The sequence below is a fragment of the Hydrogenophaga crassostreae genome, assembly GCF_001761385.1.
In the GTDB taxonomy this organism is placed as follows: domain Bacteria; phylum Pseudomonadota; class Gammaproteobacteria; order Burkholderiales; family Burkholderiaceae_C; genus Hydrogenophaga; species Hydrogenophaga crassostreae.
Window position 1 is genome coordinate 4,298,322 of the sequence record NZ_CP017476.1, and the last position, 12,303, is coordinate 4,310,624.

General features: G+C 62.6%; 13 protein-coding genes. 6 read left to right on the forward strand and 7 right to left on the reverse strand.

Going from position 1 to position 12,303, the window contains the following annotated elements:
* Window positions 1-19 precede the first annotated feature (19 nt).
* The 4 genes from LPB072_RS19910 to LPB072_RS19925 all read left to right on the forward strand — a co-directional run bounded on the left by LPB072_RS19910 (window position 20) and on the right by LPB072_RS19925 (window position 4,525).
* A complete protein-coding gene (locus LPB072_RS19910) occupies window positions 20-1,309 on the forward strand; it encodes a multifunctional CCA addition/repair protein (protein ID WP_066086530.1) in 1,290 nt (429 codons plus the stop codon).
* Between the two features lie 164 nt (window positions 1,310-1,473).
* Entirely contained in the window at window positions 1,474-2,379 is a 906-nt protein-coding gene (locus LPB072_RS19915) for a mechanosensitive ion channel family protein (protein WP_066087124.1), read from the forward strand.
* Between the two features lie 51 nt (window positions 2,380-2,430).
* The gene (locus LPB072_RS19920) at window positions 2,431-3,141 is read left to right on the forward strand and encodes a response regulator transcription factor (protein ID WP_066086523.1); all 711 of its coding nucleotides are present in this window, start codon (window positions 2,431-2,433) and stop codon (window positions 3,139-3,141) included.
* Window positions 3,142-3,151: 10 nt separating this feature from the next.
* Window positions 3,152-4,525: a sensor histidine kinase gene (locus LPB072_RS19925; protein WP_066086520.1), complete on the forward strand. Its 1,374-nt coding sequence runs from the start codon at window positions 3,152-3,154 to the stop codon at window positions 4,523-4,525.
* Between the two features lie 58 nt (window positions 4,526-4,583).
* Here the strand turns inward: LPB072_RS19925 and LPB072_RS19930 are convergent, their stop codons facing one another.
* From LPB072_RS19930 to LPB072_RS19960, 7 genes are all read right to left on the reverse strand, one after another.
* Window positions 4,584-5,678 carry an ABC transporter ATP-binding protein gene (locus LPB072_RS19930; RefSeq protein ID WP_066086515.1) on the reverse strand — a complete coding sequence of 365 codons (1,095 nt, stop codon included), beginning with the start codon at window positions 5,676-5,678 and terminating at the stop codon, window positions 4,584-4,586.
* Between the two features lie 5 nt (window positions 5,679-5,683).
* Window positions 5,684-6,544 carry a carbohydrate ABC transporter permease gene (locus LPB072_RS19935; protein ID WP_066086511.1) on the reverse strand — a complete coding sequence of 287 codons (861 nt, stop codon included), beginning with the start codon at window positions 6,542-6,544 and terminating at the stop codon, window positions 5,684-5,686.
* 117 nt (window positions 6,545-6,661) lie between these two features.
* Complete coding sequence (locus LPB072_RS19940; RefSeq protein WP_066086506.1) at window positions 6,662-7,540, reverse strand: carbohydrate ABC transporter permease; 879 nt, start codon at window positions 7,538-7,540, stop codon at window positions 6,662-6,664.
* A gap of 72 nt (window positions 7,541-7,612) precedes the next feature.
* Window positions 7,613-8,860 carry an ABC transporter substrate-binding protein gene (locus tag LPB072_RS19945; RefSeq protein WP_066086503.1) on the reverse strand — a complete coding sequence of 416 codons (1,248 nt, stop codon included), beginning with the start codon at window positions 8,858-8,860 and terminating at the stop codon, window positions 7,613-7,615.
* A 200-nt stretch (window positions 8,861-9,060) separates the two neighbouring features.
* The gene (gene trxC, locus LPB072_RS19950; protein ID WP_066086497.1) at window positions 9,061-9,501 is read right to left on the reverse strand and encodes a thioredoxin TrxC; all 441 of its coding nucleotides are present in this window, start codon (window positions 9,499-9,501) and stop codon (window positions 9,061-9,063) included.
* Between the two features lie 83 nt (window positions 9,502-9,584).
* Complete coding sequence (locus tag LPB072_RS19955; protein WP_066086493.1) at window positions 9,585-9,779, reverse strand: DUF2905 domain-containing protein; 195 nt, start codon at window positions 9,777-9,779, stop codon at window positions 9,585-9,587.
* Window positions 9,780-9,924: 145 nt separating this feature from the next.
* Complete coding sequence (locus tag LPB072_RS19960; RefSeq protein ID WP_082876755.1) at window positions 9,925-11,082, reverse strand: class I SAM-dependent methyltransferase; 1,158 nt, start codon at window positions 11,080-11,082, stop codon at window positions 9,925-9,927.
* On the opposite strand from LPB072_RS19960, the gene LPB072_RS19965 reads away from it, so the two are divergent.
* Window positions 11,081-11,896, forward strand: coding sequence for an SDR family oxidoreductase (locus LPB072_RS19965; RefSeq protein ID WP_066086488.1), 816 nt, complete (start codon window positions 11,081-11,083; stop codon window positions 11,894-11,896). The genes LPB072_RS19960 and LPB072_RS19965 overlap by 2 nt on opposite strands.
* Window positions 11,893-12,276, forward strand: coding sequence for a dihydroneopterin aldolase (locus LPB072_RS19970; protein WP_066086484.1), 384 nt, complete (start codon window positions 11,893-11,895; stop codon window positions 12,274-12,276). The genes LPB072_RS19965 and LPB072_RS19970 overlap by 4 nt, the downstream gene beginning before the upstream one ends.
* Window positions 12,277-12,303 lie beyond the last annotated feature (27 nt).

The following is a 12,303-nucleotide window of genomic DNA, read 5'->3' on the forward strand; positions in this document are numbered from 1 at the left end:
GGCGCTCTACACTTCGCCCATGGACATTTACCTCGTGGGCGGCGCAGTGCGCGATGCCTTGATGCAGAAATCGGCAGGTGCCCCGGCGCCGGCCCATGTTGATCGCGACTGGGTGGTGGTTGGCGGCTCACCGCAGGCCATGCAAGACCAGGGCTACCTGCCGGTCGGGCGCGATTTTCCTGTTTTTCTGCACCCGACCACCCAGGAGGAATATGCGCTCGCGCGCACCGAGCGCAAGACCTCGCCCGGCTACCACGGCTTTGCTTTTCACGCCGAACCCGGCGTCACGCTGGAAGACGATCTGGCGCGGCGCGACCTCACCATCAATGCCATGGCGGTGGACGCCGCCGAGGCCGATGACCCCGCGCACGGCAGGCTGATCGATCCCCACGGTGGCCAGCGGGATTTGCGTGAACGGGTCTTGCGCCACGTCACCCATGCTTTCGCCGAAGATCCGGTGCGCATCCTTCGCCTGGCACGATTCGCGGCCCGGTTTCCCGATTTTTCGGTCGCGCCCGAAACCATGGTGCTGATGCAGGACATGGTCGCCGATGGCGAGGTCGACCACCTGGTGCCCGAGCGCGTGTGGCAGGAACTCTCACGCGGCCTGATGGAGCAGCGGCCCAGCCGCATGCTGGACGTGTTGCGCGAGTGCGGCGCCTTGGTGCGCATCCTGCCGGAGGTGGACAAGCTCTGGGGTGTGCCACAACGCGCCGAGTACCACCCCGAAATCGATACCGGGGTGCACCTGATGATGGTGCTGGACATGAGTGCCCGCCTCAACGCTTCGCTGCCCGTGCGCTTTGCCTGCCTGTGCCACGACCTCGGCAAAGGCACCACACCCGCCGATGTGTTGCCGCGCCACATCGGCCACGAACAGCGCAGCGCGCGCTTGCTCAAAGGCGTCTGTGAGCGTTGGCGCATCCCCCGCGAAAGCCGGGAGCTGGCCGACGTGGTGGCGCGTGAGCACGGCAACATCCACCGCAGCGAGAGCCTCAACGCCGATGCCCTGTTGCGCTTGCTGGAGCGCTGCGACGCGGTGCGCCGCCCCGAGCGCTTTGCCGAGGCCCTGCTGGCCTGCGAATGCGATGCAAGGGGACGCCTGGGTTTTGCCGAAGTGGCTTACCCGCAACGCCAGCGGCTGCTGAAAGCGCTCGCGCTGGCGCAACAGGTGGCCACCCAGCCGATCGCCGAAGCCGCGCTCGCGCGCGGCATGAACGGACTTGCGATTGCCCAGCAAATTCAGCGCGCCCGCGCCCTGTCCATCGCAACCGGATTGCCCGAGACAGCCTCGGAGGGCCCGGAATAACCCCGGGCAGAGCCTGGGCCAGCGGCTTGGGCGATACTTGAACCAAACAGCCCCGATCGACTTGGTCGGACGTGCTGTTTTTTCACTTTCGCATGCGCCACTTCACGCGCGCACGCCTGTCCGGCATCGACACGCCCACAACCCCTAACCGGAGACCTGTCCATATGATTCCTGAATGGCTGACCCAACTCAACACGTGGTGGGGAGAAATGAACGGCCCCGTGGCCACTTTGCTGCGCATCGCCCTGATTCTGTTGGGTGCCTGGGTGGTCAAGGGCCTCTTGAACCGCGCCATTGGCGGCATGCGCACCCGCATCGGCCAGCGCATGGACGACCGCGAAGCCGCCCAGCGGGCTGAAACCCTGGGCCGTGTGTTCCGCTACCTGGTCACCGTGGTGATCGGCCTGGTCACCGTGATGCTGGTGCTGGCCGAACTGGGCGTCTCGCTCGCGCCCATTCTGGGCGCCGCTGGCGTGGTCGGCCTCGCCGTGGGTTTTGGCGCCCAGAGCCTGGTGAAAGACTTTGTGACGGGCTTTTTCCTGCTGCTGGAGAACCAGATCCGTCAGGGCGATGTGGTGCAGGTCGATGGCCACACCGGAACGGTGGAAGAAATCACTTTGCGGTTTGTTCGCCTGCGCGACTACGAAGGCGCGGTGCACTACGTGCCCAACGGCCAGATCACCACCGTCGTCAACATGACCCGCGGCTTTGGCAATGCGGTGTTTGAAATCGGCGTGGCCTACCGCGAAGACATCGACGAGGTGATGCCACTCATGCGCAAGGTTGCGGCACAGCTGCGCGCGGACGAAAAGTATGCTGCCCGCATCCAGGACGACCTCGACATCGCCGGCGTCGACCGCTGGGACGACTCGGCGGTCATCATCCGGTGCCGCATCCGTTGCGTGGCCGGGGAACAGTGGGGCGTGAAGCGCGAATACCTGCGGCGCCTGAAAGCCGCCTTTGACGAACACGCGATCGAGATCCCCTTCCCGCACCTGACGGTCTATGCGGGCCAGGACCGGGAGGGCAAGGCACCACCCTTCCAGTTGCAGCAACTGAGTGCGCCGTGAGGTCTGGGCCGCAGCGCTTCTTTGTCCCATAAAAGCCGGATAATTTGCGCCATGGCCCACCTACTGATTGTTGAAGACGACGAACTGCTGCGCGATGGGCTGAGTGCGCAACTCAAACAGGCCGGGTACCTGATCGATACAGCCGACGATGGTGAGGCCGCACTCGACTACCTGCACAAGCAGGCCTTCGACGGCGTGTTGCTCGACCTGGGTTTGCCCAAAATCGACGGGCTGGAAGTTTTGCAGCGCTTGCGTCAAACCTTGCCCGCCCTGCCGGTATTGATTCTGACCGCACGCGACGGCGTGGAAGACCGTATCGCCGGTCTCAATGGCGGCGCCGACGACTACCTCACCAAACCCTTCAACGGCGACGAATTGCTGGCGCGGTTGCAAGCCATGCTGCGCCGTGCCAGCCTGCCCGCTTTCGGTACCCGTACCAGCACCATCCATCCGCCCGCCCATGCAGGCGGCGCCCTTCGCGTAGACCCGTCCATGCCACGCGCCTGGTTGGGTGAAGTGGCCATCGAACTGACGCAGCGCGAGTGGGAGTTGCTCGCTTTGCTGGTGCGCTGCGAGGGACAGGTGGTGAGCCGCGAAGCCGTGCTCGCGGCCTGGCAATCCGACGCCGGGGAAGGTGGTGCATTGGCCTCCAACGCACTGGAGGTGTATGTGCACCGCCTGCGCCGCAAGCTTGCCGACTCCCGCCTGAACATCCGCAACATCAGGGGACTGGGCTACATGCTGGAAACGGCACGGCCATGATCGGGCCCGCATGAGCCCCCGGGCCGGTCTCTCGCTGCAGCGGCAGTTGCTGCTGTGGCTGCTGTTGCCCCAGCTGGTGCTGTGGGCGGGCGGCGGCCTTCTGGCCTACCGGTTTGCCTTGTCGTATGCGGAAAAAGGCATCGACCAATCGCTCACCCAATCGGTGCGCGCGCTGGCCCGCCAGGTGAAGCCCATCGGCTCTGGCCTGCTGATCGATTTCCCCAAGGCGGCACAAGACGTTCTGGAGCAAGACCCGAAGGACCGGATCAGCTACATGGTGTCGTCGCCCCCGGGCAAGTTCGTGCTCGGCAACCAAAACCTGCCCCAGCCTGAAATGCCGGTTGAACAAGTTGGTACGCCTCTTCTGTACCGCGGCGTTGTGGATGGCAAGCCCTTGCGCATCGTGGTCCTCGACCTGGATTACGGCGATGACGGTTCAACGCAAACGTTGCGGGTGCAGGTGGGCAAGAGCCTGCAAGTGCAGCAGCGCATTGCGAGAGAACTCATTGCCGACATGCTGGTGCCTCTGCTGGCACTGGGCGTGTTGCTGAGCCTGCTGGTCTATGGCGGCATCCGGCGCGGTTTGGCGCCACTCACCCGATTGACATCGCAGCTGGAAGAACGCTCGGTGATCGAACGTGAGCCCATCGGTGCCACGCAGGCGCCCAGCGAAGTGCATGCGTTGGTCAAGGCCATCAACGGCTTGCTGGAGGAGGTGGCGCGCCATGTGCGCCAGGAAAAACGCTTTCTGGACGACGCCGCCCACCAACTGCGCACACCCCTGGCCGGTCTGATCAGCCAGGTGGAACTGGCGCAGCAAGAAGCCCGGACCCCCGCCTTGCTTGACCGGTTAAGCAAGGTACACACTGGCGCGCAACGCAGTGCCCACCTGGTGCACCAACTGCTCACGCTCGCCCGCTCTGAAAACCACACCCACCGGGTGCCCCTGGACCTGGCGGCACTGGCGCGCGAAGTGGCCCGTGAATGGACCCCACGCGCCTTGTCCGCGGGCATGGATCTGGGCTTTGAGGGCGAACAATCGCTGATGGTCAAAGGCGATGCCCTGCAGCTGCGCGAAGCCTTGTCCAACCTGATCGACAACGCCCTGCGCTACACGCCCGGCGGCAGTGCCATCACCCTGCGCGTTGAACGAAGCGAGAGCGGCGCCAGCTTGGCGGTGGAAGACAACGGGCCGGGTCTGCAGCCAGCAGAAATGGCCCAGGTGTTTCGCCGTTTCTGGCGCGGAAGCCAGCAACCGGGCGGTTGTGGGCTGGGCCTGTCGATCGTGCGGGAAATCGCCCGGCGCCACGGTGGCGAAGCGGATGTTCAGACCCTGGCACCGCATGGTCTGAGGGTGGTGCTCACGCTGTCCGAAACGGACTAGGGCCTGCTCACCCCGGTGTTCCAGAAGACGTTGTGGATCAAAGGGTCCGCAGGCAATTTCAGGACTCGTGGTGCGCATCCATCGAGGCCATGCGCTGCTCGGTTTTCGGGTCAAACCAGTTGTTGTGGCGCCCGCTCACGGTCATACCAACGGTTTCACCGATCTTGACCTGGGTGTTGGCCGGTGCCCGCACCGTGATCAGGCCCACGGCCGTTTTCACCACCACATAGGTGTCGGCGCCAGTGGGCTCGACCAGCACCACCTCACCGCGCCATGGGGCATCGGCCGACAAATGGATGTGCTCCGGCCGCTGACCCAGCGTCACCACAGCCATATCAGGGCAAGGCAAATCCAGTGTGCCGCCATCGAAAGCAAACTTGCCCTGATCGCCGCTGGTCTGCACCCGCCCGGGAATGAAGTTCATGGTGGGTGATCCGATGAAACCAGCCACATACATGTTGGCCGGGCGGCGGTAGATTTCATCCGGCGAGTCGATCTGCTGCAGGACGCCGCCTTTCATCACCGCGATGCGGCTGCCCAGGGTCATGGCTTCGATCTGGTCGTGGGTCACGTAGACGGTGGTGATGCCGCTCAACTGATGCAGGCGCTTGATTTCGGCGCGCATCTCCACGCGCAACTTGGCGTCGAGGTTGGACAGCGGCTCGTCAAACAGGAACAGCTGCGGATCGCGCGCCAGGGCGCGGCCCATGGCCACGCGCTGGCGCTGGCCGCCAGAAAGCTGTGCCGGACGGCGGTCGAGCAGGTGCTCGATTTGCAGCATCACCGCCACTTCCTGGATGCGCTTCTTGCGCGCTTCAACAGACACCTTGCGCATCTCCAGCGCAAAGCCGATGTTGTCGGCCACCGTCATTGTCGGGTAGAGCGCATAGCTCTGAAACACCATCGCAATGTCACGCTTGGAAGGCGGCATGCCGATCACGTTCTTGCCGGCGATCAGCAGCTCGCCGTCGGTGGGCTCTTCCAGCCCGGCAATGATGTTGAGCAATGTGGACTTGCCGCAGCCCGAGGGGCCGACCAGGATCAGAAATTCACCCGGCTCGACATCGATGTCGATGCGCTTGAGGACCTCGACGGCCTTGTCGCCCTTGCCGAAGACCTTGCGGATGCCTGCGATGTGCAGTGAAGATGCCATGTTGCTTACCCTTTCACGGCGCCTGCCGTGAGACCTTTCACAAAATATTGACCCGCAAGGATGTAGACCAGCATGGTGGGCAGGCCGGCAATGATGGCGGCGGCCATGTCCACGTTGTAGTTCTTCACGCTGCTGGTGGTGTTGGCCATGTTGTTCAGGCCCACGGTGATGGGCTTGCTGTCGGCACCGCTGAACGCGACACCAAACAGGAAATCGTTCCAGATATTGGTGAACTGCCAGATCAGCGTCACCATCATGATGGGCGTGGACATGGGTAGCACGATGCGCCAGAAGATGCGCCAGAACCCTGCCCCGTCGATGCGCGCGGCATTGACCAGCTCACGCGGCACGGCGGTGTAGTAATTGCGGAAAAACAGTGTGGTTCCGGCCAGGCCAGCCAGACTGTGTACAAGAATCAGGCCGGCGATCGAGCTGGAAATTCCAAGGTAGCCCAGGATCTGGCTCATCGGCAGCAGCACCACCTGGAAAGGCATGAAAACGCCAAACAGCAGGAAACCGAACAACACTTCGCTGCCTCTGAATTTCCACATGCTCAGCACGTAGCCGTTGACGGCGCCCCAGGCGGTGGAAATCAGCACGGCCGGCACGGCCATGCTCACCGAATTCCAGAAGTAGGGTTTGAGACCGCGGCAGTCGACGCCGGTGCACGCCGAAGACCAGGCCAGCGACCAGGACTCGACGTTCAACCCGGCAGGCAGACTCAGCAGGTTGCCGGTGCGGATCTGCGTCGCGTCCTTGAGCGACGTCACGATCATCACGTACATCGGTACCAGAAAGAAGAATGCGGCGACCAGCAGCACACCGTAGACGACCAGCCGCCCGAAGTTGAATGATTTGGCCGTCATGTGGCATGCCCCGAATAAAGGGCTTGATCAAACGCACCCGTGGAACTGGCTTCGCCAGGCCACAGGATGCGTCCCGCCATGAGGGGGGACGGCGCAAAGCGGCGCAGGGGGGACTCTCTACCGGTCATGGGGCTTGGCTCGCAATTCGCTATAGAGGTAGGGCACGACGATGGCGGCCACAGTGGCCAGCATCATGGTGGCACTGGCAGCGCCCAACCCGATCTGGCCCCGGGTGAAGCTCATCGTGTACATGAATGTGGCCGGCACATCGGTGGCGTAGCCAGGACCACCACCGGTCAGGGCCATCACCAGGTCGAAACTCTTGATCGACAGGTGCGACAGCACCAGGATGGTGGAGAACACCACTGGGCGCAGGATCGGCAGGATGATGCGCCAGTAGATCAGAGGGAGTGATGCCCCGTCGATCTGCGCGGCCTTGATGATGCTGTCATCAATGCCACGCAGGCCGGCCAGAAACAGCGCCATCGCAAATCCGGCCGATTGCCAGATGCCCGCAATGACGACGCAGTAGATGGCCGTATCGGACTGAACCAGCCAGTCAAAATGAAAGCTGGACCAGCCCAGGTCGTGCATGAGTTTTTCCAGCCCGAGGCTGGGGTTCAGAATCCATTTCCAGGCGGTGCCGGTCACGATGAACGACAAGGCCATGGGGTAAAGGTAGATGGTGCGCAAGAGGCCTTCGGCGCGCACTTTCTGGTCAAGGAAGATGGCCAGGAACACGCCGATGCCCATCGATCCACCCACATACAGCAGGCTGAAAAGACCCAGATTCTTCAGGGCCACATACCAGCGGTCCATTTGCCAGAGCTGTACATACTGATCCAGGCCGACGAAGGTCTCGTAGTTGGGCAGCATGCGCGATCCGGTCACGGACAGCACGCCATTCCAGATCATGAGACCGTAAATGAACGCAAATCCGAGGACAAACCCGGGCGCGATCACCAGTTTCGGCAAGAGATTTTCAGCAGATTTCATAAGAGACCTAAAAATAGCCCCATCCACCAGGGATGGGGCTATTTGTGCGGCGGCAAGCGCCAACCCAACCCGTTACTTGGTCGCGGCGGCCTTGGCGATGCTCTTCACACCGTCAGCCACAGTGATGCTGTCGTCGTTCCAGAACTGGCTCACGGCGTCCTTGATCGCGCCTTCAGCAGCCGGGCTGATGGCCATGCCGTGAGCGACCGAAGGCACCAGGCCGCCGGTCTTGGCGGTGGCGACAAAATCCTTGCTGGAGGCCTTGGCGCAGTCGTCGAACTTGTCCATGGACATGTTCAGACGCACCGGGATCGAACCCTTGTTCAGGTTGAAAACTTCCTGAAACTCGGTGCCCATGATGGCGGCAGCCAGATCGCCCTGCGCTTTCTGTGCGCTCGCATCCTTGAGCTTGAACATCGCGAATGAGTCGACGTTGAAGGTGTAGGCGTTGGCCGTGCCTGGCGCGGCTGCACAGGTGTAGTCCTTGCCTGGCACCTTGCCGGCCGCCGTGAACTCGCCTTTGGCCCAGTCACCCATGAACTGGAAGGCCGCCTTTTCGCCGATCACCATGGCCGTTGCCAGGTTCCAGTCGCGGCCAGGAGCGGCCGGGTCGGTGTAGCTCTTGATCTTGCGGAATGTTTCCAGCGACTTGGTCATGGTCGGGCTGGTGAGCGCCTTCTGGTCCAGCTTGACCAGGGCGTCCTGATAGAACTTGGCGCCACCGACACCCAGCACCACGTCTTCAAAGGTGGTGAAGTCCTGCCAGTTCTGGCCGCCGTGGGCGACAGGAATGAGGCCTGCTGCCTTGATCTTTTCCGCCGCGGCGAAGAACTCGTCCCACGTCTTCGGCGTTGCGGTCACGCCAGCCTTCTTCAGCACGGCATTGTTGGCCCACATCCAGTTCACACGGTGCACGTTCACCGGTGCAGCCACGTAATTGCCCTTGTACTTCATCACATCTGCCACGACCTTGGGCAGCAGGCTGTCCCATTTTTCGGCTTTGGCCGTCGCATCCAGGTTGGCCAGCACACCTTCGTTCGCCCACTCCTGGATGGCAGGTCCCTTGATCTGGGCAGCAGCTGGCGGGTTGCCAGCGACCACACGGCTCTTGAGCACGGTCATGGCGGCATCACCGCCGCCGCCGGCCACGGCGAAGTCTTTCCAGGTGTGACCCTTGGCTTGCATGATCTTCTTGAGCTCGCCGACCGACTTCGCTTCGCCGCCAGAGGTCCACCAGTGCAGCACCTCGACTTCACCGGCAATGGCGCCAGATACCGAGCAGGCTGCCAAAGCCGCGACCAGCAAATTGTTCAATTTCATGTGAGTTGTCTCCGATTGAGGCTTTGCAGCCTGTGGTGGTGGGTCTGAACACGCAGCGGGTCCAGAACAATTAATTTTTCATTAATTAATTGTTGCCACCAAGCGGGAAAACCCTAGGCTTTGGTTGAATGTCCAACGCCCGCAGTCCTCAAACAGCCTTCGCACCACCCCACGCCATGCCCGGTGAGGCAAGGCCACGGTCAAGCCAGGTGAGACCGGGCCCAGCGCACAATGTCGGCCGCACCCATGGCGCCTGGCTGCCGCGCCACCTCTCGGCCATCGACAAACAGCGCCAGCGTGGGAATGCTGCGGATGTTGAGGCGGGCGCCCAGTTGTTGCGCTTCCTCGGTGTTGACCTTGGCCAGCCGCATGGCCGGTTCCAGCTCTTTGGCGGCCTGCTCAAAAGCGGGCGCCATCATGCGGCATGGACCGCACCAGGGGGCCCAGAAATCCACCAGAACCGGGACTTGGGAGCGGGCGATGTGTTTCTCGAAGGCCACTTCGTCCAGTGCCGCCGGATGCCCGTTGAACAGTGGCTGATGGCACTTGCCGCAATCGGGCGCCGCGCTCAGGCTCGCTTTTTCAACCCGGTTGGTTGTGTGGCAATGGGGACAAACAATGTGCAATAGATCGGTGGTCATGTCTTGAAACTCCTCAGTGGTCCCGTTCAAATGAAGCCGCCAGCGCCAAATTCAAGACACTCCACGGGGTATCACCACCCCTATCAGAGCAACTGCCCAATCAGGCTCACCATGAAGCTCAACACAATGGTCGTGGTCAACGGAATGAACCACTCGCGGCCAAAAACCTTGAAGCGGAAGTCACCGGGCAGCTTGCCCAAGCCCAGTTTTTGCAACAGGGGGGTCACCCAGCTGATGAAAACCAGGGCCAGAAAAATGACGATCATCCAGCGGATCATGGGTTTTGTCTCTGGTGAAAAGTCCGTGAAAGAAGCATGCCCGTTGGCCCGAAGCGGTCGACACCCGGGACGCCACAGGCCCCGGTTGGCCAGTCAGCCAACGCGGCCCCCTTGAGGAGGCTGCGCATCGCGCGGCAAGGGTGGCTCACAAGCGGTGGGTGCGGTCGCCCGCCACGAAACCCATGGGCGCCCAGCCCGCCGCGCAGCCCGTTGGCGCAAAGGCCAATACCTTGAACAGCTCACCCATCTCATGCTCGTTGAGCAGCTTTTGCATCATGGCGTTCTCGCGCGGCCCGGCCTCCCTGGCCACATCGATCAGGCCACAGTTGATGAGAAAGCGCCCCTGGCTGGTATAGCCCAGAACCTCCATGCCTGCGTCTTGCGCGGCGAGCGCGACGCCTGTGAAATTCACATGGGCGGTGATGTCTTTCAGCCCCAGGTCCACCAAAGGCTGGTGATCGGTCTGATGGGCCCGGTGGCAGATCAGCGTGCCCATGTGGCGCTGCGGGTGGAAATACTCAGCTTCCGGGAATCCGTAATCGATAAAAAACGCGGCACCACGCTCCAGACGCTCCGCCAGCGTGCGCACAAACGCCTCAGCCTGTGGATGGATTTCGGTCAAATAGTCCTGCGGGCCCTCGATCTCAACCGGTGGGCGCAGCGCTGTTGCCAGGTCAGCCCATTGCAGGCCACCGTCGTCATTCACGGCCACGCCCCGCTCGAACCACTGGCCACCAACCCGGGTCAGCAGTTGCACCGGCATGGCGTCCAACACCTCATTGCCCAGCACCACGCCCGACAGCGCATCCGGCAAGGCACCGACCCAACGCACGGTTGCTGCGTGCGCCGCCAAGGTGATCTCTTGTCGCGCACGCAGGCTGCCCGACAGATCCACAATGGTGTAGCGGCGCAGCGGATGCCCCAGTGCAACGAGCGCATCCAGCACCTGCAGCGCCAAAGCGCCACTGCCCGCACCAAACTCCCACACCTCATCGGTGCCGGTGGATGTCAGGGCCTCGGCCACCTGGCGGGCCAGCGTGTGACCGAAAACGGGGCTCAATTCGGGCGCGGTCACAAAATCGCTGCCTTGCCCATCCTCGCCCTGTGGCAAATGGCCAAACTTCGGCAGTGTATTGGCGTAGTAGCCCAAACCTGGTTCGTATAGCGCCAGGGCCATAAAGCGGTCAAACGGCAACCAGCCATCCGAAGCGCCAATGGCCTCTTTCACCCGCTCAAGCAAGGCGCTCGTTAAACTCGACGGTTCGCTCACAGATTTGGTGTTCACCCGCCGATTGTCTCCCATGCTCCCACCCCAACCTGCCCATTCAGTTGCCGCACCGCGCACCGCGCTGGTCACCGGCGCGGGCAAACGCCTGGGGCGAGAAATCGCGCTGACCCTGGCGCGCGCCGGGTGGAATGTGGCCGTGCACCACCGCCACTCCGCTGCCGACGCAGAACAAACCGTTGCGGACTGCTGTGCGTTGACCGGTCGATCCGACAGCGCATCCCCCTTTTTTGCCGATCTGAGCGACGAAACCAGTGTGCGTGGTTTGCTGCCCGCCGTGATCGCGCACTATGGTCAGATCGATGCGGTGGTGAACAGCGCCTCAACTTTTGAAAACGACAGCGCAGAGAGTTTCGGCTTTCAGGCCATGGAAACCCATTTGCGCACCAACACCGGCGCCGCGGTGTTGCTCGCACAGGCCTTGCACACACACCTGACCGCAGGCGATCGCCAGGGCGCCGTGGTCAACCTGCTGGACCAGAAGCTGTGGAACATGAACCCCGACTTCTTCAGCTACACGCTGTCCAAAGCGGCTCTGGAAGCGGCCAACACCATGCTGGCACTGGCCTTGGCACCTCGGGTCCGCGTGGTCGGCGTGGCGCCAGGCCTGACCCTCACCAGCCATCTGCTGAGCGACCAGCAGTTCGCCGAGCTGCACAAACAGTCACCACTGGGCCGCTCCTCCACCCCCGAAGACGTGGCCGCCACCGTGCTGTTCGCCTTGACCAACCAATCCATGACCGGTACCACCTTGCTGGTGGATGGCGGCCAACACCTCATGCGCTTCGAGCGCGATTTTTCGCTGATGCCAGGCAGCGCGCCCACCCCATGAACGTTCAGCCAGAAACCCAGGCCGGCACCCAGATACTGACCCTCACCGGCTTGCGCTTCGATGCCAACCTCGGCATTCTTGACGAGGAACGCCAGGGACCACAACCGATTCAGGTCGATGCCGAGCTCAACCAGGGAACGCAACCGCTGCGCCCAGACGATGACGACATCAGCAACGTGCTCGACTACCGCAAGGTGCGCCAGATCATCATCGATGAATGCACAGCCGAGCATGTGGATTTGCTGGAAAGCCTGATCGGCAAACTGACAAGGCGGTTGTTGCAACTGCCTGGCGTATTGGGCGTGCGGGTCACCATCGCCAAGCTGGAAATTTTTGAAGACTGCGAAGTGGCGATTCGCATGGAAAGCGGCAGATGGTGACGCCGTGGAAGAGCGCCCGCCCACCGC

Bases quoted from the DNA above. Each gene is read 5' to 3' on its own strand.
- LPB072_RS19945 (WP_066086503.1), bottom strand. From the start codon at position 8,860: ATGAAATTGAACAATTTGCTGGTCGCGGCTTTGGCAGCCTGCTCGGTA.
- LPB072_RS19960 (WP_082876755.1), bottom strand. From the start codon at position 11,082: ATGGGAGACAATCGGCGGGTGAACACCAAATCTGTGAGCGAACCGTCG.
- LPB072_RS19940 (WP_066086506.1), bottom strand. From the start codon at position 7,540: ATGAAATCTGCTGAAAATCTCTTGCCGAAACTGGTGATCGCGCCCGGG.
- LPB072_RS19930 (WP_066086515.1), bottom strand. From the start codon at position 5,678: ATGGCATCTTCACTGCACATCGCAGGCATCCGCAAGGTCTTCGGCAAG.
- LPB072_RS19915 (WP_066087124.1), top strand. From the start codon at position 1,474: ATGATTCCTGAATGGCTGACCCAACTCAACACGTGGTGGGGAGAAATG.
- LPB072_RS19910 (WP_066086530.1), top strand. From the start codon at position 20: ATGGACATTTACCTCGTGGGCGGCGCAGTGCGCGATGCCTTGATGCAG.
- LPB072_RS19920 (WP_066086523.1), top strand. From the start codon at position 2,431: ATGGCCCACCTACTGATTGTTGAAGACGACGAACTGCTGCGCGATGGG.
- LPB072_RS19955 (WP_066086493.1), bottom strand. From the start codon at position 9,779: ATGATCCGCTGGATGATCGTCATTTTTCTGGCCCTGGTTTTCATCAGC.
- LPB072_RS19935 (WP_066086511.1), bottom strand. From the start codon at position 6,544: ATGACGGCCAAATCATTCAACTTCGGGCGGCTGGTCGTCTACGGTGTG.
- LPB072_RS19970 (WP_066086484.1), top strand. From the start codon at position 11,893: ATGAACGTTCAGCCAGAAACCCAGGCCGGCACCCAGATACTGACCCTC.
- trxC (WP_066086497.1), bottom strand. From the start codon at position 9,501: ATGACCACCGATCTATTGCACATTGTTTGTCCCCATTGCCACACAACC.
- LPB072_RS19965 (WP_066086488.1), top strand. From the start codon at position 11,081: ATGCTCCCACCCCAACCTGCCCATTCAGTTGCCGCACCGCGCACCGCG.
- LPB072_RS19925 (WP_066086520.1), top strand. From the start codon at position 3,152: ATGAGCCCCCGGGCCGGTCTCTCGCTGCAGCGGCAGTTGCTGCTGTGG.